General features: G+C 51.8%; 22 protein-coding genes. 16 read left to right on the top strand and 6 right to left on the bottom strand.

The window, feature by feature from the left end; all coding sequences use genetic code 11:
- The first annotated feature begins 56 nt into the window (after nucleotides 1-56).
- The 10 genes from cidR to AC0VZ8_RS31935 all read left to right on the top strand — a co-directional run bounded on the left by cidR (nucleotide 57) and on the right by AC0VZ8_RS31935 (nucleotide 13,743).
- The gene (gene cidR, locus AC0VZ8_RS31980) at nucleotides 57-947 is read left to right on the top strand and encodes a cidABC operon transcriptional activator CidR (RefSeq protein WP_260068647.1); all 891 of its coding nucleotides are present in this window, start codon (nucleotides 57-59) and stop codon (nucleotides 945-947) included.
- Between the two features lie 108 nt (nucleotides 948-1,055).
- Nucleotides 1,056-2,678 (top strand): catalase, encoded by a 1,623-nt coding sequence (locus tag AC0VZ8_RS31975; protein ID WP_071218795.1) that lies wholly within the window; start codon nucleotides 1,056-1,058, stop codon nucleotides 2,676-2,678.
- Between the two features lie 197 nt (nucleotides 2,679-2,875).
- On the top strand, nucleotides 2,876-3,919 hold the full coding sequence (locus AC0VZ8_RS31970; RefSeq protein WP_475485477.1) for an oxidoreductase: 1,044 nt from the start codon (nucleotides 2,876-2,878) through the stop codon (nucleotides 3,917-3,919).
- Between the two features lie 146 nt (nucleotides 3,920-4,065).
- Nucleotides 4,066-4,860 (top strand): delta-lactam-biosynthetic de-N-acetylase, encoded by a 795-nt coding sequence (gene pdaA, locus AC0VZ8_RS31965; protein WP_071218797.1) that lies wholly within the window; start codon nucleotides 4,066-4,068, stop codon nucleotides 4,858-4,860.
- A 146-nt stretch (nucleotides 4,861-5,006) separates the two neighbouring features.
- Nucleotides 5,007-7,295 (top strand): ATP-dependent DNA helicase, encoded by a 2,289-nt coding sequence (locus tag AC0VZ8_RS31960; protein ID WP_475485476.1) that lies wholly within the window; start codon nucleotides 5,007-5,009, stop codon nucleotides 7,293-7,295.
- A gap of 399 nt (nucleotides 7,296-7,694) precedes the next feature.
- A complete protein-coding gene (rsgA, locus tag AC0VZ8_RS31955) occupies nucleotides 7,695-8,807 on the top strand; it encodes a ribosome small subunit-dependent GTPase A (protein ID WP_475485475.1) in 1,113 nt (370 codons plus the stop codon).
- A gap of 121 nt (nucleotides 8,808-8,928) precedes the next feature.
- Nucleotides 8,929-9,489 carry a MarR family winged helix-turn-helix transcriptional regulator gene (locus tag AC0VZ8_RS31950; protein WP_475485474.1) on the top strand — a complete coding sequence of 187 codons (561 nt, stop codon included), beginning with the start codon at nucleotides 8,929-8,931 and terminating at the stop codon, nucleotides 9,487-9,489.
- Nucleotides 9,490-9,500: 11 nt separating this feature from the next.
- Nucleotides 9,501-11,228 carry an ABC transporter ATP-binding protein gene (locus AC0VZ8_RS31945; protein WP_475485473.1) on the top strand — a complete coding sequence of 576 codons (1,728 nt, stop codon included), beginning with the start codon at nucleotides 9,501-9,503 and terminating at the stop codon, nucleotides 11,226-11,228.
- On the top strand, nucleotides 11,225-13,096 hold the full coding sequence (locus AC0VZ8_RS31940; protein ID WP_475485472.1) for an ABC transporter ATP-binding protein: 1,872 nt from the start codon (nucleotides 11,225-11,227) through the stop codon (nucleotides 13,094-13,096). The genes AC0VZ8_RS31945 and AC0VZ8_RS31940 overlap by 4 nt, the downstream gene beginning before the upstream one ends.
- Nucleotides 13,097-13,281: 185 nt before the next feature.
- The gene (locus tag AC0VZ8_RS31935; RefSeq protein ID WP_475485471.1) at nucleotides 13,282-13,743 is read left to right on the top strand and encodes a hypothetical protein; all 462 of its coding nucleotides are present in this window, start codon (nucleotides 13,282-13,284) and stop codon (nucleotides 13,741-13,743) included.
- A gap of 115 nt (nucleotides 13,744-13,858) precedes the next feature.
- Here AC0VZ8_RS31935 and AC0VZ8_RS31930 read toward each other — a convergent pair whose 3' ends face one another.
- A complete protein-coding gene (locus AC0VZ8_RS31930) occupies nucleotides 13,859-14,047 on the bottom strand; it encodes a hypothetical protein (RefSeq protein ID WP_475485470.1) in 189 nt (62 codons plus the stop codon).
- A 173-nt stretch (nucleotides 14,048-14,220) separates the two neighbouring features.
- Nucleotides 14,221-15,774: an FAD-dependent oxidoreductase gene (locus AC0VZ8_RS31925; RefSeq protein WP_475485469.1), complete on the bottom strand. Its 1,554-nt coding sequence runs from the start codon at nucleotides 15,772-15,774 to the stop codon at nucleotides 14,221-14,223.
- A gap of 209 nt (nucleotides 15,775-15,983) precedes the next feature.
- Here AC0VZ8_RS31925 and AC0VZ8_RS31920 point away from each other — a divergent pair, with 209 nt between their 5' ends.
- The 4 genes from AC0VZ8_RS31920 (at nucleotide 15,984) to AC0VZ8_RS31905 (ending at nucleotide 20,584) form a co-directional block, all read left to right on the top strand.
- Nucleotides 15,984-17,345, top strand: a complete 1,362-nt coding sequence (locus AC0VZ8_RS31920; protein WP_475485468.1) for a spore germination protein — start codon at nucleotides 15,984-15,986, stop codon at nucleotides 17,343-17,345.
- Complete coding sequence (locus AC0VZ8_RS31915) at nucleotides 17,338-18,447, top strand: GerAB/ArcD/ProY family transporter (RefSeq protein WP_475485467.1); 1,110 nt, start codon at nucleotides 17,338-17,340, stop codon at nucleotides 18,445-18,447. The genes AC0VZ8_RS31920 and AC0VZ8_RS31915 overlap by 8 nt, the downstream gene beginning before the upstream one ends.
- Nucleotides 18,444-19,553, top strand: coding sequence for a Ger(x)C family spore germination protein (locus tag AC0VZ8_RS31910; protein WP_475485466.1), 1,110 nt, complete (start codon nucleotides 18,444-18,446; stop codon nucleotides 19,551-19,553). The genes AC0VZ8_RS31915 and AC0VZ8_RS31910 overlap by 4 nt, the downstream gene beginning before the upstream one ends.
- Before the next feature lie 80 nt (nucleotides 19,554-19,633).
- The gene (locus AC0VZ8_RS31905; protein ID WP_475485465.1) at nucleotides 19,634-20,584 is read left to right on the top strand and encodes an aldo/keto reductase family protein; all 951 of its coding nucleotides are present in this window, start codon (nucleotides 19,634-19,636) and stop codon (nucleotides 20,582-20,584) included.
- On the opposite strand, the gene AC0VZ8_RS31900 is transcribed toward AC0VZ8_RS31905, so the two are convergent.
- The 4 genes from AC0VZ8_RS31900 to AC0VZ8_RS31885 all read right to left on the bottom strand — a co-directional run bounded on the left by AC0VZ8_RS31900 (nucleotide 20,581) and on the right by AC0VZ8_RS31885 (nucleotide 24,723).
- Nucleotides 20,581-21,693 (bottom strand): diguanylate cyclase, encoded by a 1,113-nt coding sequence (locus AC0VZ8_RS31900; RefSeq protein ID WP_071218810.1) that lies wholly within the window; start codon nucleotides 21,691-21,693, stop codon nucleotides 20,581-20,583. The genes AC0VZ8_RS31905 and AC0VZ8_RS31900 overlap by 4 nt on opposite strands.
- A 114-nt stretch (nucleotides 21,694-21,807) precedes the next feature.
- Nucleotides 21,808-22,905: a sensor histidine kinase gene (locus AC0VZ8_RS31895; protein ID WP_071218811.1), complete on the bottom strand. Its 1,098-nt coding sequence runs from the start codon at nucleotides 22,903-22,905 to the stop codon at nucleotides 21,808-21,810.
- Entirely contained in the window at nucleotides 22,898-23,593 is a 696-nt protein-coding gene (locus tag AC0VZ8_RS31890; protein ID WP_071218812.1) for a response regulator transcription factor, read from the bottom strand. Before AC0VZ8_RS31890 ends, AC0VZ8_RS31895 begins: the two co-directional genes overlap by 8 nt.
- A gap of 119 nt (nucleotides 23,594-23,712) precedes the next feature.
- The gene (locus AC0VZ8_RS31885) at nucleotides 23,713-24,723 is read right to left on the bottom strand and encodes a D-alanyl-D-alanine carboxypeptidase family protein (protein ID WP_475485464.1); all 1,011 of its coding nucleotides are present in this window, start codon (nucleotides 24,721-24,723) and stop codon (nucleotides 23,713-23,715) included.
- Between the two features lie 201 nt (nucleotides 24,724-24,924).
- Between AC0VZ8_RS31885 and AC0VZ8_RS31880 the strand changes: the two genes are divergently transcribed.
- Both AC0VZ8_RS31880 and AC0VZ8_RS31875 read left to right on the top strand, forming a co-directional pair.
- On the top strand, nucleotides 24,925-25,320 hold the full coding sequence (locus AC0VZ8_RS31880; RefSeq protein WP_071218814.1) for a Fur family transcriptional regulator: 396 nt from the start codon (nucleotides 24,925-24,927) through the stop codon (nucleotides 25,318-25,320).
- Nucleotides 25,296-26,114, top strand: coding sequence for a winged helix family transcriptional regulator (locus tag AC0VZ8_RS31875; RefSeq protein ID WP_194539989.1), 819 nt, complete (start codon nucleotides 25,296-25,298; stop codon nucleotides 26,112-26,114). The genes AC0VZ8_RS31880 and AC0VZ8_RS31875 overlap by 25 nt, the downstream gene beginning before the upstream one ends.
- Nucleotides 26,115-26,164: the final 50 nt, after the last annotated feature.

Below are 26,164 nucleotides of genomic sequence, written 5' to 3'. Positions count from 1 at the left end.
TCGAATGATATGCATTCCATTTATCTATACATAGAAGAAACCGGAGGGAGTATCGGATGGATATACGGCACCTGGAGTATTTTCTTGAGGTAGCGAGGAACCAAAGCTTCACCAAGGCCGCCGAGAAGCTGTATATTACGCAGCCAACGATCAGCAAAACGATTCGCAACATGGAGGACGAGTGGGGCGTAACTTTGTTTTATCGGCAGGGCAAGCGGATTGAGCTGACGGACGCGGGTCATATCATGTATCAGCAGGCTCAGCAAATGGTGGATTCCTTTCAGCGGGTATCGGCCGAGCTGGAGGATCTTATGAACCTGAAGCGCGGCCATCTCCGTATTGGGCTTCCGCCTATGGTAGGCTCAAGCTTTTTCCCGGAAGTGATCGGGCAGTTCCACCGGGAATATCCGAAGATTACCATTCAGCTGATTGAAGATGGGGCCAAGAAGGTCGAAGCGGATGTGGAAGGCGGTCAGACGGATATCGGCGTCGCGGTGCTGCCGGTCAATGAGGATGTATTCCACTATTATTCCTTTGTGAAAGAGAAGCTGAACCTGCTAGTCCATCCGTCCCACCAGTTGGCGGGCAGAGATCATGTGCACCTGAATGAGCTTGCTGACGAGGCGTTTGTATTGTTTCGAGAGGACTTTACGCTGCATGACCGGATTATCCGCGAATGCGTCAGCGCGGGCTTCGAGCCAAGGGTGGTCTATGAAAGCTCGCAGTGGGACCTCATCAGCGGTATGGTGGCTGCCAATCTGGGCATCGCACTGCTGCCAGAGACGATCTGTAAGGAAATCGATTCTTCTCGCGTTACGATATTGCCGCTGGATAATCCATCGATCCCCTGGCAGCTCGGGATGATCTGGAGGAAGGACCGGTACCTGTCGTTTGCCGTCAGGGAATGGATCAGCTTTACCCGCGTACTGTTGGGTGAGCATGATTAAGTTTGTTTTAAATTAAGGGACATTTCATACATTTTCACTCCTTGGACATAATATCCATAGTAAGAGAACCCATTTTACATGCCTTTAATCCAAGGAGGAATGACATTCGTGAGTGGTCAAGAACATGATGGTAATAATGGAACGAACCCAGAACGGGAAGGATTTGCCCAGAACCGCGGCGAGACGGAGCGGGAGGATACGCTGACGAACCGCCAGGGGCATCCTATTTCGGATAATCAGAATGTGAGAACGGTAGGGAATCGGGGTCCGATGACCCTGGAGAATTATCATTATCTGGAGAAAATCACGCATTTTGACCGGGAACGCATTCCGGAACGCGTCGTGCATGCTCGTGGTGCTGGAGCTCACGGTTACTTTGAAGCTTACGGGAAAGTGGGCGATGAGCCTGTTTCGAAATATACCCGGGCCAAGCTGTTTCAGGTTGAAGGCAAGCGCACACCGGTGTTTGTCCGGTTCTCCACCGTTATCCACGGTGCCGGCTCACCGGAAACTCTTCGGGATCCGCGCGGGTTTGCCGTGAAATTTTACACCGAAGAAGGCAACTGGGATCTGGTCGGCAACAACCTGAAAATATTTTTTATCCGTGATCCGCTCAAATTTCCGGATATGGTCCATGCGTTCAAACCGGATCCGGTATCCAACGTTCCGGGGCCTGTCGGCATGTTCGACTTTGTCTCCCGTTCCCCGGAAGCGACGCATATGATCACGTTTGTTTTCTCCCCATGGGGCATTCCGGCTAACTACCGCCAAATGCAGGGCTCTGGTGTGAATACATACAAATGGGTCAATGCAGAGGGCAATAGCGTGCTGATCAAATACCATTGGGAGCCGCTCAAGCAAGGCATTAAGAACCTTACCCAGGAAGAAGCAAGCAAGATCCAGGCCATGAATGACAGCCACGCGACACAGGATTTATATGAGGCCATTGAACGCGGGGATTATCCGGAATGGGAGCTATGCGTTCAGATTATGAGCGATGATGAGCATCCGGAGCTGGAATTCGATCCGCTTGATGCTACCAAGCTGTGGCCGGCAGATCAATTCCCGTTCCTGAAGGTAGGCAAAATGGTGCTGAACCGCAATCCGGAGAACTACTATAACGAAGTGGAGCAAGCGGCCTTCGGCACGGGCGTGCTGGTGGATGGGCTCGATTTCTCGGACGACAAGATGCTCCAAGGTCGCACATTTTCTTACTCGGATACCCAGCGGCATCGGGTGGGCACCAACTATTTGCAGCTGCCGATCAATGCGCCGAAGAAGCGGGTCGCTACCAATCAGCGCGGCGGGCAGATGTCTTATTACGTGGATAAGGCACCAGGGCAAAGTCCACATGTGGATTACGAGCCGTCCATGACCGACGGTCTGGTGGAAGCCGCTCAGACAGCGAAACCGCATCAGCCCCATTATAATGCCAACCTCGTCCGGCAGAAGCTGGATCGCACGCTGGATTTCAAGCAGGCCGGGGATACGTACAGAGCCTTTGAGGATTGGGAGCGAAACGAATTGATTAGCAACTTGGTGGGTGCGCTGATCCAATGCGATATCCGGATTCAAGACAAGATGGTGGAATATTTCACGAATGCGGATGAGGATTATGGACGCCGCGTGCGGGAAGGACTCGAGCAGGCCAGAAAGGGCTCGAACGAGAACGTACGGGAGCAGGCGGTAGAGGATGCAAACCGCATGGGCCATGAGGCGGATCCTTACTAAAATTCGCTAGGCCGAAAGCGGTCTTCCGGTTATCATTTAGCTATGGCAATAAAGAAAGCCGCCTGCACAGTGATTAATGTGCAGGCGGCTTTACCATTTGAGGTTGTAAAATATTTGCGGAATGTTAAGATGTTGCAAGGAATCAAAACGATACATATCGAATCAACATAGAACCATGGGAAGAGGAGGCTTGCTTTATGGCAATACAAGCGGGAATCATCGGCTACGGCCTGTCCGGGTCGGTGTTTCATGCACCTATCCTGAGAAGCGTGCCGGATTACGAAATTCACACGGTTGTGTCATCAGATCCGGACAAGGTTCATAAGGATTTGCCTGATACGTCGGTTGTCGATAGTGTGGATGAGCTTTTGTCTAATCCGGATATTGATGTTGTCATCATTACGAGTCCGAATGCAACGCATTACGAATATACCCGGCTAGCCATCGAGGCTGGTAAGCATGTGGTCGTCGAGAAGCCGTTTACCGTAACATCCGCCGAAGCGGATCAGCTGATTGATCTTGCCAAGCAGAAGGGAGTCCTGCTGACGGTATATCACAACCGCCGCTGGGACAATGACTTTCTGACCGTCCGCAATTTGCTGGAGACTGGGGCGCTCGGCAAGCTTTCCATTTATCAGGCGCAGTTCAGCCGCTACCGTCCGGAGGTGCAATCGGAGCGGTGGAGGGAACAGGGAAATCCCGGGTCCGGCATTCTGTACGATTTAGGTTCGCATCTGCTTGATCAGGCCTTGTTCCTGTTCGGTCTGCCGGAGACGCTGTGGGCGGATTTGAGGACGGAGCGCAAAGGGTCCAAAACCCATGATTATTTTCATCTGGTGTTGGGTTACAAAACGTTTCGCGTTATTCTGCATTCCGGTTCGCTGGTCCGGCAAGCCGGCCCGAAATTCGAGCTGCACGGGGATAAGGGAAGCTTCCTGAAGTATGGAACAGACCCTCAGGAAGGACAGCTGAAGCAGGGGATGCACCCGGGGGATGCGGGCTGGGGCGAAGACCAGCCGGACCAGTACGGGGAGCTTGCTACCGAGCTGAGCGGGCTTGCGGTTCAGGGCGAGATTGAGACGCTGCCCGGCCGCTACCAGGCCTTTTATCAGGGACTAGCCGAAGCGATTCAGAAGGATGGCCCGTTACCCGTCCAGCCTGAAGAAGCCCGCAATGTTATTCGCATGATCGAGTATGCATTGCAGAGTCATCAGAAGGGCCGATTGATTAAGATCACGTGAGACGCCGCTGAATCACGGTATTGTAGCTCTCGTTGGCTAACACATAGTTTGCTCCGATTTGTGGGATATTAGGTGATGCTACCCTTGGCAGGTCTTTCATCAGGGGAGTCGATCCATATCACAACAATGAAGGAGAGAGAACGGATATGAAGCAACGTGGTATCCTTCGTCCGGCCCTTATGCTTCTTATGAGCTTGGCGGTGATGCTGTCCATCGCCGGAGCGGCTTTGGCGGGCGGAAGCGGTCCGTTTCATTTTGGGTTCAAAAAAAGCGTCAATGGCCAGCTGCCCTCCATCAACGAGGAGGGTTTTAAGGAGCTCCTGCAAAAATACGATGCGATCTTTATGGGCGATGCCGAGCAGAAGGAGCTTTATCTTACGTTTGATAACGGATACGAGAACGGATATACCTCCCGTATCCTGGATACGCTCAAAGAGAAGAAGGTGCCCGCCACCTTTTTCGTGACCGGACACTACGTGAAGACGCAGGAAGATCTGCTGAAGCGGATGACGGCGGAAGGCCATATTATCGGCAACCATTCCTGGAATCATCCGGATGTGACCACGATCTCGGCAGAGAAGCTGACCGAGGAGCTGGAACGGGTGAAGAAGGAGGTTATGCGCATAACCGGTCAGCCGGACATGAAATATTTGCGTACGCCGCGGGGCATTTTTGATGAGCGGTCGCTGGCGACCAGCAAGCAGTTGGGTTACACCAATGTCTTCTGGTCGCTCGCGTATATGGATTGGGACGTGAAGTCCCAGCGTGGTGCGCAGTATGCGTATGATAAGGTAACCGCGCAGCTCCACCCGGGCGCTGTGATCCTGCTGCACTCGATCTCCAAGGACAACACCGAGGCGCTTGGGCGAATCATTGACGAGGCCAGGAATCGGGGGTACGAGTTCAAGAGTTTGGATCAGATGCAGAAGAAAGCCCCGTAAGCATATGTTGCATACAGCGTGCAGAACGCCATCCTGTCAGGATGCCTTCTGCACGTTTTTTGTTTCGAACGAACTTGGATGCTTCGCTTTCAGGAACGAATGTTTGGTATAATACCCTTCATAGAACATGAACGAAGGAGACCATCATGCCTCATACTATCCAAATATCCGTCAGGCCGCTGGTGGAATACGTCTTTCGCAGCGGCAGCATTACCTCGGGTTTTCGCACGGCGACATCCTTGACCGAGGGGACCCGGGCGCATCAACAGGTGCAGCGCGACTATGGTGAGAACGATCAGAAGGAAGTTCAGCTTGAAGTGGAGATTCCTTACGAGGATCTTCTGTTTGTCGTGGAAGGTCGCTGCGACGGTCTGATTCAGGAGGAAGAGCGGATCATGATTGACGAGATCAAGTCGACCTCCGGCGATTTGGGCGTGATTACGGAGCACACGTACCCGGTTCATTGGGCACAGGCGCAAATGTACGCCTATATGTACGCCAAGCAGCATGAGATTCCGAAGATGGCGGTGAGATTAACCTACTTCCAGGTCCCGAGCGGAGAGCGGAAGCAGTTTGTACAGGAATGGAGCTTCGCTCAGCTGGAATCCTTTGTCTTGGAGGTCGTGGCGGCTTATGCGCCTTATGCCAACCTGCTGCGGGAGCATGGCGAGCGGAGGGATCGGAGCATCCGCGAATTGAAGTTTCCGTTTCCCTCTTACCGCGAGGGGCAGCGGAAGCTGGCCGGGGCCGTCTATAAAAGCATCGGGGAAGGACGAAGATTGTTTGCCAAAGCGCCGACAGGCATAGGGAAAACCATATCCACGCTGTTTCCTTCGGTTAAAGCGATCGGGGAGGGCCTGTTGTCGCGGATTTTTTATCTGACGGCCAAGACGATCACCCGAACCACCGCGGAGGAAGCCATGGCGCGTATGGAACGTCAAGGACTCTGCATGCACACGGTCACGCTGACGGCGAAGGACAAGATTTGTTTCCGTGAGGCGGAAGGCTGCAGTCAGATGGGCTGCGCCTTCTCGGAGGGTTACTACGACCGGATTAACGGAGCCATACTGGATTTGCTCTCGAATGAAACATTGATCACGAGACCCGTTATTGAAGAGTACGCCCGGAAGCATACGGTGTGCCCGTTTGAGTTCTCACTGGATGCCGCGTATGCAGCCGATGCCGTCATCTGCGATTACAACTATGTGTTCGATCCGCGCGTATCCTTCAAGCGGATGCCGGAGGACGTGAAGAAACGCAGCGTGCTGCTCATTGACGAGGCTCACAATCTGGTAGACCGTGCGCGGGGAATGTTCTCGGCCGAGCTGAATAAATCGGCTTTTCTGGAACTGCAACGAGCTTACAAAGAGAGCAATCCCGCGCTTTACAACGCGGCGAAGCGGGTGAATAACCGCTTTAAAGTGCTGCGTAAGGTCAGTGAGGAGGAAGAGCGGATTGTCGGGTCCCAGCAGCCGGAGATGATGGTTGAGCTGCTTGAGGATTTCTCGCTCCAGGCGGAGGCAGAACTGATGACCGGCAAGAGCGGGGATGAGGCCGATGCGCTCCTGGAGTGCTATTTTGCGGTGCAGGGGTATCTGCGCATCTCCAAGCTGTATGACGACCGATTTGTCACGTATGCGGAGATGAGTCAGAGCGAGGTGTTTCTCAAGCTGTTTTGCCTGGACCCCTCTTATTTGCTTCAGCAGGCGGGAAAAAACTACCGCTCCAGCGTATTTTTCTCGGCAACACTCATGCCGCTCGGATATTACCGCGACATGCTGGGAGCAGAGGAAGAGGACTACAGCCTCTCGATTCCCTCTCCCTTCTCTTCCGAGCAATTGGATGTTCGAATTTTACCGTTATCGACGCGCTTCAAGGATCGGGAGCGCAACAGCGAGGCCATCGTCCGGATGCTGAGTGCGCTGGTTCAGGAAAAGCCGGTAAACACCTTGATCTTCCTGCCGTCTTATCCTTACATGCAGGATATTCATGAGGCGTTTGCCAGAATGAATCCGGGAGCGCGTACCTTGCTCCAGGGGCATGGGATGAGCGAGGAGGAGCGGGAGGCATTCCTGAACGCCTTCCAGGCGGATGCGGAAGTTCCGCTGATCGGCTTTGCCGTGATGGGCGGTATTTTCTCCGAAGGCATCGATTTGAAGGGAGAACGGCTTTCGAGCGTCGTGGTCATCGGGGTAGGACTGCCGCAGCTATCTTTCGAGAATGATATCATCAAGGATTATTTTGATCGTACCGGCAAGCGGGGATACGATTACGCCTACGTGTACCCCGGCATGAACAAGGTGCTGCAGGCCGGAGGGCGCCTGATTCGATCGGAGCAGGACAGCGGGACGCTGACGCTCGTTGATGACCGCTTTCTGAATCGACAGTACGGGATGCTGCTGCCGGAGGAGTGGAGGCATTACAGGCGCATCTAATTTTTTCATGAGATGTTGACACCTGGAAATACGACCCCTATAATACGGATATATTAATTAAGCTGAAGGAGGCTGATGTCAAATGGTTATGATGCATAGTGGATGGGTCGCATTGACGTTGGTCTCTTTGGACGGGAAATTCTAATGGTATAGGGGTATAAGGCATGTAGCTATACTTGTCTTTAACTCCATACTGAAAGAGCCCGCAGGAGACCGTGCTTGGTATCCTGCGGGTTTTTTGTGTCTATGCAAGGGCTTGGCATGACCTTTATCGGCTTGGCCGTACGGGGTTTGGTGCCTTCTTCTTGTATATATTCAGATTAGCCGCGGATACAAATCTGCGGTTTTTTTTGTGTTTGATAACAACCAATCCAATAACGATAAGGGGATATAACGAATTTGACTAAACAAGACATGACCATGCTGCAAGCCTATGGATGGAATGAACATTGGAGTTTGATGGCCGGGCAGATCCCGCAGCAGGATAAAGCGCTGGTACCTGCACGCATCACAGCCCAATTCTCGAAGCAGTACCGCATTATTACGCAAGAGGGAGAGCAGTCCGCGATTGTCACGGGCAAATACGAATACGAAGCAGCCAGCAAAAGCGATTTTCCCGCTGTTGGCGACTGGGTCATGGTGGAGCCGCTGCAAGGGGAATCCCGTGCCGTCATTCATCAGCTGCTCCCCCGAAAGTCCGCGGTGACGCGCAGGGAAGCGGGAAGCGTCCCGGATGAGCAGATCATTGCCGCAAACATGGATACCGTGTTTATCATTAACGCGCTGAACAAGGATTTTAATGTCCGCCGGATTGAACGCTATCTGATTGCGGTCTGGGAGAGCGGAGCTGCACCCGTCGTGCTGCTTACCAAGGCGGATTTATGTGAATCGCCGGAAGATTATGTCGCGCAGGTAGAGGCTGTTGCACCGGGCGTGCCGGTTCATGCGGTGAGCTCCTTGATGGATCAAGGGAAGGAGCAGCTTGGGGAGTATCTGGTGCAAGGGAAAACGGTCGCCATTACGGGTACCTCCGGTGCCGGCAAGTCGACGCTGCTGAACTGGCTGTCCGGTCAGGAGATGCAGCGGGTTCAAGGAATACGCGAAGAGGACGCAAGGGGACGGCACACGACGACGCATCGAGAGCTCTTTGTGCTGCCGGGAGGCGCGATTATGGTGGATACGCCGGGCATGCGGGAGCTGCAGCTGTGGGATTCGGAAGAAGGGTTCGAGGCAACCTTTGCGGACATTGCCACGCTCGCCCAGCAGTGCCGGTTCCATGATTGCCGTCATGAAACGGAGGCCGGCTGTGCGGTCCAAGAAGCGCTGCAGAACGGAACACTGGATGCAAAGCGATATGCGAACTACAAGAAAACGGAGCGGGAGTTGGCCCATATCGCCCGTAAAGAGAGGGTCAGCACCCGCCGCCAGAACAAGACCTCGGGCAAGTCGTCCCGCAAGAGCGACCGAGACCGCAAAGGGGCATATCAGCAGCTGCTGTACGATGATGAATAATGGATGTTAAGGGAAGGCCGGAGTCGATTTGACTTCGGTCATCTCCAGGTATATAGTTAGGTAACCAAATAAATTGGCAAACTATCTATTTATTCGAGCCGTTGCCGAAAAGAGGTGGACCATGGCAGAGGATCAACATCCAGATTTACATAAAGAAAGGAACGGGAACAAGGATAAACATTCGCGGGAAGGACCATGCATGAAGGATGGCAGGCGGGAGGACAGTGTTGCCGGGAGGCTCTTGTACAGCATTCGCATGTTCCACAAGCAGGAATGGGATCAGCACTTGATTTCCGGCTATACGCCCGGCGAGATCCGCGTTCTGATGGGACTCAAACATCATATCGAGCCTGATGGTCCTGGCATGAAAGTGTCCGAAATCAGCAGCATGATGAATGTTACGTCTCCGACGATCACCCAATTTATTAACGCTCTCGAGAGCAAAGGTCTGGTGGAGCGGGTGATGGATGTACAGGATCGACGTGCGGTGCGCGTACAGCTTACCGAGGAAGGGCACCGCGTTGTCCAGAAAACCTATCAGAACGTCAAGAACAACTTTAACGAGCTGGTGGATTTTCTAGGCGAAGAGGACAGCGTCAAACTGACGGAGCTGTTAACGAAGGTGTATCATTTTCACGAGCAAAAACGCAAAACGAATGAAACGATATCAGACAACGAGTAGGGGTGGGGGATTTGTTAAAACTGTTTCACTACATGAAACCGTACCGGACCGCGGTCATTTTTGTCCTGCTGTTCACATTTTTCCAATGTCTGTCTGATCTGTACCTGCCGACCTTGATGGCAGATATCGTGGATTATGGCATCGTTGAGGGAGATGTGCCTTACATTTGGCGTGTGGGCGGCTTTATGCTCCTGGTAGCAGCAGGGGGCATGGTCTGCTCTATTGCCGCGAGTTATTTGGCATCCAAATCCGCTACGGGATTCGGGAAGATTGTTCGGGGACGCGTCTTCTCCCATGTGGAGAACTTCACGCTGCAGGAATTCGACAAGATTGGTACGGCATCCCTGATTACCCGTACAACGAACGATATTACGCAGGTACAGCAGGTCACGATCATGATCCTTCGCATGATGGCGATAGCACCGATGATGTGTATCGGGGGGATTGTGATGGCCGTGTCGAGAGACCCGGGACTGACGACGGTGCTTCTGATCGTCCTGCCGATTCTGGCACTGGCTATTTTCCTTATCGCCAAAAAAGGAATTCCACTCTTCAAAGCGATCCAGGTGAAGATTGATACGCTGAGCCGCGTGCTGCGGGAGAATCTGACCGGAATCCGGGTCATCCGTTCCTTCAACCGGATGGACCATGAAACCGTCCGCTTTAACGACGCGAACGAGGACCTGACGGCCACCTCGATCAAAGTCAATAAAATCATGGGGGCGATGATGCCTGTCATGATGCTGGTTATGAACTTTGCCACGCTGGCGATTGTCTGGTTCGGAGCCCACCGCATAGATGCCGAATATATGAAGGTCGGCGACCTTATGGCATTTCTCCAATACGCGATGATGATCATGTTCTCGCTCATCATGTTATCCGTCATGTTTGTCATGATTCCGCGTGCACAGGCATCGGCGGTTCGGATCAATGAGGTGTTGAACATGATGCCGGAGATCCATGATCCGAAGCAGCCGAGCGATGCCGGCGTGGAGCACGGCTCGATTGAATTTCAGGATGTCACCTTCTATTATCCGGGTGCGGAGGAGCCTGCCATATCCGATATTTCCTTCCGTGCCGGGCCGGGTGAAATCACCGCAATTATCGGCGGAACCGGTTCAGGTAAATCGACGTTGATCAGCTTGATCCCGCGTTTCTATGACGTGACATCGGGGCGGATTCTCGTCAACGGTACGGATATCCGGGCCATAATGCAGGAGGACCTGCGGGGTCGGATCGGATTCGTGCCGCAGAAGGCGCTGCTCTTCACCGGTACCATTACGGAGAACATCCGCTACGGTAAAGAAGATGCAACAGACGAGGAGATCCGGCATGCCGCGAAGGTTGCTCAAGCCGCCGATTTCATCTCCTCCATGGAGGGCGGATACGATGCCGAGATTTCGCAAGGCGGCAGCAACGTATCCGGCGGTCAGAAGCAGCGGCTCTCGATTGCAAGGGCGCTGGTTCGACGGCCCGAAATTTATGTGTTTGACGACAGCTTCTCGGCGCTGGATTTCAAGACGGATGCCAATCTTCGGGCTGCGCTCCGCGAGGAAACGACGGAAGCTACCGTTCTGATTGTCGCTCAGCGGGTAAGCACCGTCATGGACGCTGACCGGATTATCGTGCTGGATGAGGGACGCATTGCCGGCATCGGCACGCATGAGGAGCTCATGGCTTCCAGCGATGTGTACCGCGAAATCGTTACCTCGCAGCTGTCAGAGGAGGAGATCGCATGAGTGAGAAGCAACGGGGAGGACATCCCCGGGGACCGGGCGGTCCCTTTGGCGGCCCGCACGGGCCCGGAATGGCGGGGGAGAAAGCCAAGGATTTCAAAGGCACTTTTCGCCGGTTAACGCGATATCTCAAACCGCATACCGGCAAGCTGCTGATCGTTTTGATTGCAGCTATTCTCAGTACGATATTCAGCATCGTGAGCCCGAAAATACTGGGGGATGCGACCACGATCCTGTTCAAGGGCTTCATGGCCAAGATGCAAGGCGTGCCGGGGGCCGGGATCGATTTCGACGCTATTCGGACGATCATGCTCTGGCTTGCAGGTTTATATCTCTTAAGCTCGCTGTTTGCATATATCCAGCAATATGTTATGGCTGGTGTGGCCCAGCGGACCGTGTATGATTTGCGTAAGGATGTTTACAACAAACTCGGCCGTTTGCCGCTGAAATATTTTGACGCTCGGACGCATGGGGAAACGCTGAGCCGGGTGACCAACGATATGGACAATATCAGTAGCACGCTGCAGCAGAGCCTGACGCAGATGATTACCTCCGTTGTCACGCTGGTCGGCGTTATCGTGATGATGCTCACGATCAGTCCACTGCTGACGTTGGTGGTTATTCTGACCTTGCCGCTTAGCGTGGTGGTCACCATTGTGGTTGCCAAGCGCTCGCAGAAGCATTTTGTGGCTCAGCAGAAGCATTTGGGTGAGCTGAACGGGCATGTGGAAGAAATGTACACGGGTCATAAGGTTGTGAAGGCCTTTGGCCGGGAACGACAGTCCATGGAGCAATTTGATGAGGTCAACGACAAACTCTATGATGCCGGGTGGAGAGCCCAGTTTATATCGGGTACCATTATGCCGCTGATGGGTTTTGTCGGAAATATCGGTTATGTGATCGTCAGTGTCGTCGGCGGCGTGCTCGTTACCCGCAGAGCGATTGAGATCGGGGATATTCAGGCATTCATCCAGTATTCACGCCAATTCACGCAGCCGATTACCCAGCTTGCGAATATCGCGAACGTCATTCAATCCACCATCGCATCGGCAGAGCGCGTATTTGAAGTGCTGGATGAGGAAGAAGAAGTGTCAGAGCATACAGCTCCGGCAGCGCTCAAGAAGCCGCTTGGCGATGTGTCTTTCGAGAACGTGAGCTTCGGCTATAAAGCGGACCAGCTTCTGATCGAGGATATGAATGTGGACGTGAAGCACGGGCAAACGGTCGCCATCGTCGGACCGACCGGTGCCGGGAAAACCACGCTCATTAATCTGCTGATGCGGTTCTATGAGCTGAATAAGGGCAAGATTACGATAGACGGCACGGATATTACCGCTCTTCGGCGCGGCGAACTCCGCAGCCTGTTCGGGATGGTGCTGCAGGATACATGGCTCTTTAACGGGACCATCCGGGATAATATCGGATATGGACGCGAAGGCGCCACGGAACAAGAGATCATCCGAGCGGCGGAAGCGGCTCACGCGGATCATTTCATCCGGACGCTGCCGGACGGCTACGATACCGTTCTGAACGAGGAGGCCTCTAACATATCGCAGGGGCAGAAGCAGCTTCTTACGATTGCGCGTGCCATACTGGCTAATCCATCGATTCTGATCCTCGACGAGGCAACCAGCAGCGTGGATACCCGAACGGAGCTCTATATCCAGAAAGCGATGAATGAGCTGATGAAAGACCGTACCAGCTTTGTCATAGCGCATCGACTGTCCACGATCCGGGATGCAGACCTGATTCTGGTTATGAATAAGGGCAGCATTATCGAGCAGGGAACCCATGAAGAGCTGCTGTCTCAAGGCGGCTTCTATGCGGACCTGTATAACAGTCAATTCAGCGACCAGCATGAAGCTGGATAGCGAGGCAAGGAATGTTATAATAAGAGACCCATCCGCGTGCGGAGTGGGTCTCTTATTTGGGGTGATTAATGATAGGTTTTGGTAGGTTGAGAGTAAGCTGGCAGGCATATTTGTTATTGCATTTTCATATGGTTCTTTTATAATGATGTTTATGTTTATATCTTTAAAGGGAGCCATGATCATTATTGAATAAGTCCGAACTGAACCGAATTACGCAAGAGCTTCTACGTCGGTCGGGCAGCAGTGTCACCGTGGAGATGGAGGCGTATTTCCCAGGGGGCCGGTTAATCGGCGGGAAATATGTCATGAATTCGCACAGCGTGACGATGTATACCGAAGTCATACGCCAGCAGTGTTTGCAGCTGTTTGGCACACTTGAGCTGTTTTCTGCTTATTTTGCGGTGGTATTTGCACATGAGCTTGGCCATTCGATGGACCTGACGCTGACAGAACTCTGCGACCGGATGGATCGAACGGTGGATGAATGGGAGCAGAAGCAGATCGCGCTTCAAATCGAGGAAAATGCTTGGAATAACGCCATGCCATGGCTTCAGGATATGGATCCGGAATTCATACGGATCATCGTGGACCGTTCGCTTGAGGCATACGCGAGGAACCGGCATCAGAAATCGCGTAGGCCTGCATAGGTAATCCAGGCCCAGGTCATAACATAACACAGGCACCCGTCAGGGTGCCTTTTTGGAATGGTAAGAAACTATAAGCTTTAGTGATTACTACCTTGGAGGCTTAGTTGAAGGGTCTCTAATATCGTATGTTATACAAAATAAAACCAAAGATGGCAGCCACCACAATGAAGGCACCTGCAGCGGCAAGGGTCATTAAAAAATCACTAAGCAGGCTTTGCTGCGGGATGCCGCGCAGCTTCTCTTTGGCTTTTTTCTCCGAGACGTCTTCTTTAATTCGATCCAAATACTCAGGGCCTAGAACCATGGGCTGTCCCTCCCGAAATCGATGTGTAAGCTTATTATACCGGAAATATGTTATTTTTGGTTGGATTTAGGTCATTTCTGGTGTGTAGTCCCATGTTATAAAAAAAGAAGTGAAGCTCGCATGGGCTTCACTTCTTTTAGATAAGGCGTCACTAGAGGGATCGCGGCGTCCGCTTAGCTCTCCGGGTCCAACTGCTTCAACGGCTCAATGGCCGGCCCTTCCAGCACCTCGCCGTTATAGCGATAGCGTGATCCGTGACATGGGCAATCCCATGAGCGTTCGCCCTCGTTCCATTCCACCTCGCAGCCGAGATGGGTACAGGTCGTATCCACGAGATGGAGATTCCCCTGATCATCCTTGTAAGCCCCGGCGCGCTGACCGTTATGGCGGACGACTGCGCCTTCGCCGGCTTTTAGCTCGGTTATATCGGCGTGGGACAATTCCACCTTGCCGGACACGAAATCCTTCGCAACCAAGGCATTCTGGACGACGAATGTTTTGATGCTCGGATCGGCTTTGAAGCGGGACGGGCTGTACACCTCAGAGTAACGGTTCTCTTTCTCCAGAATTTGATCGCTAATGATCTTTGCGGCTAGCGTACCAGTCGTCATTCCCCATTTCCGGAAGCCTGTCGCAACAAAGATCCGGTCTTGATTGGACGTAATCGGCCCGATATAAGGCATATTGTCCAGTGTGATCAGGTCCTGAGTCGACCAGCGATATGGAATGGCGGAAGCGCCCAGCAGCTTTCCTGCAAAAAGCTCCAGATTTTCGTAATGCTGATGGGTACAGATGCTGCGGCCCGTCGGGTGATTCTCGCCTCCGACGATAACCAGCTCCTCACCGTCATAAGAAGCTGACCGCAAGGAACGGGTTGGCTGATCTACGCTTAGATACATCCCTCCCGGATAGGCGGTTTCGGGTTTGACAGCAATGGCGTAGGAGCGTTCCACATGCAGCCGCGTGAAGAACAATCCCTTCTCGTCAACGAACGGAAAATGAGATGCCGACACGGCGTGATTGCAAGTGATCCGATGTCCGCCCCGTTTGGTCAGCAGCGTAATCGGTCCATCGGTTTCGGCCTTTTCATCCATGGTCGTGTTCTCATAGATCCGCCCCCCGAGTTTCAGAAATTGTTCCGTCAGATGTTTCAAATACTGCAGAGGATGGAACCGATACTGCCCGGGCATCTTGATGGCTCCCCGAATCGGCATAGGCAGGGGAAGGCTGTCCTGCCACTCTCCCGGAATGCCGAGCTTCTCATAAGCTTTGATTTCATCCTCGAGCTTTGTGAGATACTTGTCCTCCTGTTGAGCGTAGATATAGGCATCCTCCAGCTTCAGCCCGAATTTCCCTTCGTCTCCGCCAATAATATCCCTAATGAATTCGATCGCTTCGCGATTTCCTTCGTAGTAGAGCCTTGTCTTCTCCTCTCCAAAATGATTCATAAATTCATGATAGATCAGCCCATGCTGTGCTGTTACCTTCGCGGTTGTAAAACCTGTTGTTCCGTTCAGAATGCGGCCTGCATCGACGACGACCACATCTTTACCTGCTTTCGCCAGCAGATAGGCTGTGGTGATTCCGGTTATGCCGGCTCCGACGATGGCCACATCCGCTTCGATATCCTCGGCCAAGCGTGGGAAGTCGGGCAGTTCGGTAGTCGCTCTCCACAGCGACACCGGGTATTGCGGCAGTCCTTGGTACGATGAATTGGATGGGTTCATTCACGATTCCTCCTCAGTTTCTAGGGGTCTTGCCCTTAAACTCAGACTCTGTCTTCATTATTACCACATGGGAATGATTAGAAACGAGCTGATTTCGATCGCGGCTTTCTTAACGTTTTCTGGATGATTGTAAATAATTTGGGACATTTGTGCAGAATCTAAGGAGACAGCGTGAGATTCGGAATTTAGTGAAATGAGGGTGGTATCGGATGACCAGCGAATCATATTTAAAGGCGGAGGATGCCAAGAAGTGTCTGCAAGAACATCTACGTAATATCGGAGATATCGAGCAGCGCGAGCTGAAGAATGAAGGGGAGCACGCGTTATTGATTTATCTTAAGAGCATGTGCGATCCCATCATGGTTAACGAAAATTTGATTAACCGTTTTTATGAACTGAAATCCTTGGATCTATATGACCAATTCCTCCGGTCCTTTCCCTCAACCGTGGAGCCGAAAGATGAACAGGAATTGCTTCGGAATATACTAAGGGGCTGCGTTGCCGTATTTCTCCGGGACAGCGTGCTCCTGTTTGACGCCGTATTGGTTAATGCAGGCGCCATTCAGCCTGCCAGTACGGAGAATGTCATTCAGGGTCCCGATGATTCGTTTACGGAAAATATCGAGGTGAACCTGAACCTGATTCGCCACCGTTACCAAACCGCGAATTTAAAGACGGAATTCATGACCGTCGGCAAACTGTCGCAGACCCGAATCATCATTATGTACGATGCTTGCAAAGTGGATGAAACGGTATTACAGGAGCTTAAAAAGCGATTGTCCGAGCTCAAAGCGGATATTGTGCAATCGGCCTCCGAAATTGAGAGACACACGATGCATCCTAAGTTTCGTTTGTATCCAACACTCATGCTAACCGAACGTCCTGACCGGGCCGTATTGAATATCTCCCAAGGCAAGATTGCAGTATTGATGGATTCAACGGGGTATGCCCTTCTGCTGCCGGCCATATTCAATGATTTCTTCACGGCGATGGATGACAAAATACAGCTTCCCCCGATCGGCTGGTTTCTCAAGGGAATCCGGTATATCGCCTTGTTTGTCACCGTGCTGATGCCAAGCCTTTATGTGGCCTTCACCTCCTATAATCCGGAGATATTGAGGATGCAGGTTACGCTGCTTATTGCGGGGAGCCGGGCTACGGTGCCGTATCCGTCCTTCTTTGAAGTGATTTTCATGCTGCTGGCGATGGAATTTCTGACGGAGGCGAGTGTTCGGCTGCCCAAAGCGATCGGTCAGACCGCTACCACGGTAGGGGGTCTCATTCTGGGAACCGCGGCTACGGAGGCGGGATTGGTTAGTAACATCATGATCATCCTGGTTTCCGCCGTAGCGATAACAAATTTTGTGATCCCGATAACGATGATGAGCTCAGGCATCCGTGTCACGAAATATTTGTTCATTGCACTGGCCACCTTATTCGGCTTAGTCGGTATCGTTTTGGGGATGGTGGCCATGATCATGTACCTTACGAGCCTCCGATCCTTCGGTAAACCATACTTGAAGATGTTTGCTGTGGACTGGAACAAGAAAGGAGATCAGCGAAGTGGTTAGAAATAAATATTTTTATTACCTCTTCCTGCTCAATGCAACCATCAACCTGATTAATTATGTCCCTCGCATCTTGATTACGGATCGCTTTGACGGTGCGCTGATGTCGATTCTCGTGTCCATTCCAATCGGCACCTTGCTGTTGGTTACTTTCGTTAAGCTGATTCAAAAATTTCCAGGACAAGGGCTGCCGGAGATTTTCCACTCGGTTATGTCCAAATGGATATCCGGCATTCTGCTTTTTTTATACGGACTCGCGTGGTTTTTCTCCAGCGTGATTACCTTGGTCAGTTTCGTTGATATTACCTCTCGCTACATCAGTCCCGATGTGTCTCCCTATATTGTTCTGGTGGGATTTCTGGTGGTGGTTGGACTTAGCGCGAGGCTGGATTCCGAGTCCATTATTTATGCCCTGGAGATGATTCTGTACATCTGTGTGCCTATCATCGCCTACATGTCATGGCGTGTCTTCAGCAATCCCTATTTCAGCTGGGATTCCGTTAGACAAATCATAACCTATGCATGGAATATGCCCAATTATGAAACGGTGGCGGCGGCAACTTTTATTTTTACCGGCTACGTGAACATGGTGGTATTCAATCGGATATTTCACCGATTCAGAGTGCGCCATGTTTGGGCGATTGTGGTGGTTAGTATACTTACCCTTCTGGTTTCGATCTTTGCCCCCATTGGCATATTGGGCGCTGCGGGCGCCGGACAACACGTGTATCCTGCCTTCTCGACGGTGGACTCGCTTCGGATCCGTTATTTCATCATTGAACGGATGATTTACGTCTTTTACGTGGTGTACATGTGCCTCTCCCTCGTGAATTCCATCATTCACTGGCATGTGGGTAAGGATCTGATTCTGGGAAGCTTCGGATTAAAGGTCGATAAGGGCGAAGCGATGACAAAAAGGAGGAAAATCGAATGGTGGGTGATTCTCCTCTTTTCCCTGATTACCTTCGGGACGTCGTTTATCGTGAACCAATACATATTAAATGATATGGCGATTGTCTTTCTGGATGTTCGGTTCGCAGGGGAATTCCTGCTCATTGCCCTGTTATTCTATGCGGTATGGAGGAAAAGGAGGAAGAAAGCATGAAAGACCTGAAACGATGGCTGGTCTGGCTCATGTGCTGCTCTTTTTTGTTTCTGTCGGGATGTGATTTTAGGGATATCGATCTCAGACTTTTTGTTGTGTCCATTGGCATTGATGTCTCGAAGGAAAATCCCGGCATGAACCGATTCAGCTTCAAAATCGCGATTCCTTCGGGAGACCCGAAGACCGGGGATAAGAAGTCATTGCTTATTACGCAGGAAGCGACAAGCATCGCTGAAGCAATCAGGGAGGTTAAATCCAAAGTAGATAAGGAGCTTGACTTCGGACATTGCAAGGGAGTTATGTATGGCGAAGCATATGCCCGGGAAAATATCGGTAAAATTCAAGACTGGACCGTTCGGAGGCGAGATATGCAGCTGCTGATGTACCCAGGGGTTGCTGTTCCTACAGCGGAAGCCGTATTAAAGGCTGAACCCCCAACGGAGCGGATTGCCGGAAACGCGATATTTCTGGCGCTCAGTGAGGATGGGACGGAATCCCCGTTCATTACCAAGACATACTCCTTCGATCTGACCCGCCGAATGATGGAGGAAGGTGAAGATCCGGTTATGCCCGTCGTGGAAACGACCGAAGACCAAGTTCTGAATATCAACAAGGTAGCCTTGATGGATAAAAGCAAGGTGAAGGTGATTCTGAATCAGGAGGAAACCAGGCTGTATAACCTGCTTGACCTCCGAAATTTAAGCACCAATTTCGGGACGAGGGTTGAGGGAGAATTGCTTGAAGTGAATACGGACAGGACCCGGGCTAGATATAAGATCACAACGGATAAAGCAGGGGAAGAAACCATTGAGTACAAGATTCGGATAACGGCGATTTTGGAGGAGAAGGAGGATCCCGAACAACTGGATCCGAAGGATCTGCGTAAGATCGAAGAGCAATTTAGCAAGGAAATATCCCAATCGGTCAAAAAACTGCTGGAGAAGATTCAAAAAACGGGCCTGGATCCGCTCGGTTTCGGCCTCCGATATGGAGGCACGCACTGGAACAATCAGACGGAGATGGAGGAATGGCGTGCCATGTACCCCCATATCAAGTTTAATGTAGCGGTCAGGTTAAGGATAAAGTCGACCGGTTATAAACGTTAGACAAGGCACAACTGTCTATCGTACAGGAAGATGTTACAATAAAGAATAAGCATCTATCTTGTATGAAGGAGGTTTCGCATATGGAATTTAGAAGATTGGGCGGAAGCGGACTGAAGGTTAGCGATATCAGTCTCGGGAGCTGGCTGACGTACGGGGGATATGTGGAACGGGAGAATGCCGTGAAGTCGATTCAGACCGCGTATGGACTCGGCGTTAATTTTTTTGATACGGCGAATGTGTATGCGCAAGGGGCGGCTGAGGTGGTTGTCGGGGAAACCTTGAGAGCTTTCCCACGGGAGTCCTATGTCCTGGCCACGAAGGTATTCGGCAAGATGGGGGACGGACCCAATGATCAGGGCCTTTCCCGCAAACATATCAGAGAGCAGTGCGATGCGAGTCTGAAGCGGCTGGGTACCGATTACGTCGACATCTATTACTGCCATCGATATCATGAAGAAACACCGCTAGAGGAAACGCTGCGGGCGCTGGATGATCTTGTCCGCCAAGGCAAGGTGCTCTATATAGGCGTCAGTATGTGGACCGCTGCCCAGATGGAGGCGGCTTTGGCCGTTGCGGACCGGTACTTGCTGGATCGCATCGTGGTGAATCAGCCGCTGTACAACATGTTCGAGCGCAAGATCGAGGAGGAGATCATTCCTTTAGGCGAGAAGAAGGGCATTGGACAAGTGGTTTATTCTCCTCTAGCTCAAGGGCTTCTGACTGGCAAGTACGCCTCCAAGCAAGCCGTGCCGGAGAACAGCCGCGCATCGAAGATTGGAGCCGACCGGCTCAAAATGAGTGAAGTCCGCATTCAGAAGGTGCAGGCTCTGGGTCTCGTTGCAAGCGAGCTGGGTATGACCGTCGGCCAATTGGCCTTGGCCTGGATTCTGCGTCAGAACAACGTAGCCAGTGCGCTGGTGGGCGCCAGCCGTCCGGAGCAGGTGGAAGAGAATGTGAAGGCCTCCGGCATGAAGCTGTCTTCGGATACGCTGACTGCCATTGATGAAATACTGAAGGCGGATTCGAATTAAGAAAGAATCAAATCATTGATTTCGGGGGCGGAGCATACGCGGTTGCGCCCGCTGTCCTTGGCGCGGTACAGCTCGCGGTCCGCTTGCTGAAGCAGCTCCCTGGCATTTTTCGACCGAATCGTATCGGGGTGAACAGCAACTCCAATCGACACGGTGATCCGAATCTTGGTTCCGTCTTCCAGGACAAAGATATGGTCCGCTACGGCGGCCCGGATTCGTTCCGCAATAGCGGCCGTCTCGTCGATGGTCGCTTCCGGAACCAGCACCGAGAATTCTTCCCCGCCGTTGCGGGACACTTCGTCAAAAGAACGGGAATGCTCCCTCATCACTTTGCTGAGCTGCTGCAAAACGGCATCTCCGGCCGCATGGCCGTAGGTGTCGTTTATTTTTTTGAAGTGATCAATGTCCACGACAAGAACACCCAGCCGTTCGCTGAAATGCTGGGCTTCGAGAAAACGTTCCGACAACAGCTGCTCGAACTGGCGCAAATTGTGAAGACTGGTCAGGTAATCCGTCTCCGCATTTTTCTTCAACTGCAGAAATAGTTGATTGGACGTGTTGATATACTCGGTCAGCATGTAGATGACCACCGTGGCGAGCATGGATATGATGAGGTGCTCCGTGAAGACGGTATACACCTTGTGGTGGTCCGGGATATTCATCCACATAATACATAGGAGCACCAGCATGCTCGATACGCTCATGAGCAGCATTTTGCTTAAACGACCCCAATGGGTACGAGAAAGCGTCCCGCAGATGATTCCGATCAGCAGCATGCCGGCTCCCGCAATGGCAGAGGAAGCGGACATGCCGAACAGGATCAGCCGCCCGAGTGCAATCAGCACGCCGGCAATTAGGGAGGGAAGCCAGCCCAGGTAGCTGGCGATCACGACAATGGCCAGATGCCGCAGATCCGCAAAAAATCGGGGGTCAATCGGAAAAGAATAATACATCAAGATAATCCCGTAAATGCCAAAGAGCAGTCCGGCGTTGATCTTAACGTTGATGGACGGTGTCACAACGCCTGTTACATATTTTTTGGACAGCAGTCCGGATAAGTATAAGAAAGTCACAAATATACAAAAGTTGGTAAATAGTATATTAGTCATGGGGGATCATTCCTTTCATGTACCTTGCACAAGAGCGGCAAGGCGATGAAGACATTCACCCCCTATTTTATCGGAAAATGGAATTGTATGTCGAATATTAAATGCTTTATTTTGTTAATTTTGAGGAGCCTCTAAAGGCAGGAGAACTTCAAACATCGTCCGTTCCGTATCACTGGTCACCTGAATCGTGCCATGATGGGCATCCACGATGGTTTTGACGATAGCCAAGCCAAGGCCGGAGCCGCCGGTTTGATCGGTACGGGATTCATCCGCCCGGTAGAACCGCTCGAACAGATAGGGGATTGCATATGGGGGGATCGGGGGACCGTAATTGATTACCTGTACAATGGCAAACTTCGCATCACTTGATACCTTCAAATCCACCACCCCGGCCTCTCGCCCGTGCCGTACCGCATTGGACAGCAGATTCTCGAAGGTACGCATCAGCTTATCCCCGTCCGAGGAGATTATGATTTTCTCCGTTTCAGGCGTGAAGATGACTTGTACTCCTCCCTGCTGCCCGGTGAGCGAAAAGTCTACGGCCAATTGTGCGAGCAGCTCCACCAAATTAATGTCAACCCGGTTTATCGGGGAGTACCCCATCCGGGTGTATTCAAACAAATCGTTCACGAGTCCGCCCAGGCGCAGCGACTTATCGTACGCGATATCGGTATAATACCGGAGTTCGACCTCATCCTTGTAATGGTCTTCATTGACCAGCCGCAAGTACCCGATGATGGAGGTGAGGGGGGTACGCAGATCATGCGATACGTTGCTGATCAGCTCGTTCTTGGACTGGACTGCCATCCGCTCCTCTGCCAGCGATAGCTTCAGCTGCTTGGCCATTTGATTGATTTGCGTTGCCATCTGGCCCAGTTCGTCATTCGAGCTGACGATAATCTCTTGGTCCAATTCGCCCTTTGCCAAACGCTTTGTTCCCTCCATTAAGTGATTGATTTGACGAATGGTGCCCTGGCTCAGGAGCAAAACCATGCAGATAAACAGCACGATGCCGATGATCGTCGGGATGATGGGAAAACCGAAGAAATCCTCCAGAATACGATCAACTCTGAATAGGGTGTTTACCCAGGGCTCCTTCCAGTATTCCCGGCCGATCAATCGGATGATCTGCTGCGCGATGAACAGGATGGACAGGGTCAGGGCTCCACCGACAAAAAACAGCGTGATGATTTTCCATTGCAGCTTACGCATGGATTTTGTACCCGACGCCCCATACCGTTTGAATGAGCTTATAACCCAGCTCCTTCTCGAGCTTGTCCCGCAGGTTGCTGATGTGCACCATAACCGTATTATTGGAGACGTAATATTTCTCCTTCCAGACCTGCTGGAAAATATCCTCGGCGCTAAAGATTCTCCCCGGTTGGCGGGCAAGCAAATACAGAATTTCGAATTCTCTTGCCGTCAAAGAGATCGCTTTGCCATTGGCCGTTACTTCATGTGTTGTCCGGTTAATGTCGAGCCCGTCGATCTGGATCCGGTCGCTGTCCTCCCGAAGCAGTTCGGCATTGTACAGGGTGGAGCGCCGCAGCAGTGTTTTGACGCGAGTCGTCAGCTCCAGCGGATTGAACGGTTTGATCATATAGTCATCCGCGCCGGTCATCAGCCCCAGGATTTTATCCATGTCTTCACTCTTGGCGCTCAGCATCAGGATGGGTATGGACGAGGTTTCCCGGATTCTGCGGCAGGTGTCAATCCCGTTCAGCTTTGGCATCATGACATCGAGAATCACGAGATCCACCGTACCACCGTGCGTGGCCATCGCCAGCAGTGCTTCCTCCCCGTCATGGGCTTGGATTACGCGGTAACCCTCATTCTCCAGATAAATGGAGATCAGCCCGGATATTTCTTTATCGTCATCTACGATTAATACGCTTCTCATTGTGATATCCTCCAGTAAAACATCCATTGGAAACGATGATTCCATACGAACAGTGTACCCTAAATCAACCGCATAAAGTGCAGATTTGCCTTCAAAAATAGCGAGTTTTTGTGCAATTATCATTTAAAAAGGCCGGCGACGAGATTCGATAAAATGCCTTGACGATCGAATCCGTAATCCATCAGTTTCCGGGTTTCCTTAAACCGCTGATCTGCATCCCCGGTTCCCATCACGACGGATATCAGTCGGTTCCCACCACGCGACGCCGTTCCAGTAAAGCAATAACCGGCAGAGCGGGTATACCCGGTCTTAAATCCGTCATTACCCTCGTAAGAATATGGCTCCCCAGGGAGCATGAGATTGGTGGTATGCAGGGAAAGCTTCTTCTGCGGTACAGGCAAATCGCGCTGGCTGGTTATCTCGAGCAGATCGGGATGTTTGTTTACCAGCCATCTGGCCAGCATGGCCGTATCCCTGGAAGTCATGACGGTATCCCCTTCGGAGGCCGCTTCGGCAAAAGGAACCAGGTCTGCGGCAGGCAAACCAGATGCATTGGCGAATACGGTCCGATCAGAAAGGCCGATTTCCTTCGCCCGGGCATTCATGGTGTCCACGAACCGGGCCTCCGACCCGCTGAGATGCTCTGCAATAGCTACAGCCGCATCATTGGCCGAATGAATAATGAGCGCTTCGAACAGCTGCCTCAGCGTATAATGTTCGTCTTCATGCATGCCGATGGCCGAGCCGGGCACCTCTGCGGCATATCGACTAATCGGCACGTTCTCGTCCCAAGCATGCTGACCGGAACGAACGGCATCCAGCACCAGCAGCTCCGTCATCATTTTGGACATGCTTGCGGGAGGAAGGGGTAGATCGGCATGCATCGCATAAAGCACGCGACCGGTATCTGCATGAATCAGGATGGCCGAGCTCGCTTTGATGGGAGGCGGAATAAATATCTTCGCGATGAACACGACCAACAGAATGACGAGAAACAGCAGAAGAAGCAGACTTAAACGTGCTCGTCCCTTTCGGCGTTTTATTCGTTTGCTTCGAATCGTGCCGGTTTGCTGACGGGATCGTTCAGGGGATGAGGGTACTTGATTGGGATGCTTGGATATGGATTCCATGGCGGTCAATCGCCTCCTTTGGCGGGCTATACGTTTCATCGTTTATGTATGTTCTAATGCTAACCATACAAGCTAAAGGAATTTTTAATTGAATCTAAAGAAATCTTAAAGATTACCAGCGGCAATTTCGGCAAGGGATGTTGACCTTGAGAAGAATAGGATTTATACTTGATCTAAAAATAAATTAAAAGGGTGAATACCTTGAAATCTTTAAATCTGACGACGCAACGCCAAGCGGTGTACGATGTCCTACGGGAATCGCATGATCATCCGACTGCTGCGGATATCATGAACCGGTTGGTGGAGAAAGGATATAATTTGGCGTACGGGACGGTTTATAATTCCCTTCGTTATTTGACGGATAAGCAGTTGATTCGAGAATTGAAGCTGGGCGAGAGCGCGAGTCGGTACGACGCCCGTACTGACGATCATCAACATATTATTTGTGAAGTATGCGGTAAAGTGGACGAGGTCATGACGGAGGTGCCAGAGGATTGGGCTGCTACGGTAGCCGGTGAAACCAATTACGTCATCCATCATGCTCACGTCGTATTCGGGGGGGTGTGTCCAGAATGTCAAACCAAACGGAAGAAATGACGGCACTGGGAACGGTCTATTCGTTTCCTGATTTCCAGTCCGGCAACCTGTATGTTCGTCCGACGACGCCGATGGCGATAGGGGATGCTTGTCCCACAACCCTGCGGGCTGCGTTATTAAGCCGTTCGCCCGGACGGGTGAATGAAATGTTCATTACCTTGACCGAGAACTGCTTCGAGGTGATGATGTTCCGTAAATGGGAACCGCGTCTTCAGTCGGCACTCAATACAGGATTGATTATTGCCGATATGACGGGCTGCCGGAATATGACGGCGTTCAACAAGGAGAAGGAGCTCCTGCTGCCCGAGCATTCCTCTATTCCGATTCTGTACCTTGTAGGGGAAGAATTAATGAGCAATGCGGGCTCAAGCCTGTTGAACGAAGAGCTCATGGTATGGCCTGCCCGTTCCAAAGATACGATGATGTATCAGGTGCAGCGAACCATCCGATTGTTCTCACCGGCTGCCGGATTGTCAGGTGGAGAAGAGGTCATGCGAGGCCTCGTTTATAAAGACTTATCCATTGATCGGGATAAAATGACGATACACCGGGGCAGCACTCCGATCCATTTGACCAAGACAGAGTATCATTTGCTGATGCTCCTGCTGGACAGCGAAGGAGCCGTATGCACGCGTGAGGACCTGATGTGCAAAATTTGGGATACGGATTTTATGGGCGGCAGCAACGTGGTCGACGTCCATATCAAAAGCTTGCGTAAAAAGCTGAGCGACAACGCGGGAGCCCCGCGTTATATTGCAACGGTTAGAGGAGTGGGATACCGCCTGGCGGACTAATCCCCCTCCCTTTTTTTTGTACATTCACCGCACTCTAGAAGGTTCATCCG

The sequence above is a fragment of the Paenibacillus sp. QJM3NY_38 genome, from assembly GCF_056173265.1.
The sequence above is the reverse complement of the archived record's forward strand: the minus strand, read 5'-3'. Positions and strand labels throughout refer to the sequence as shown.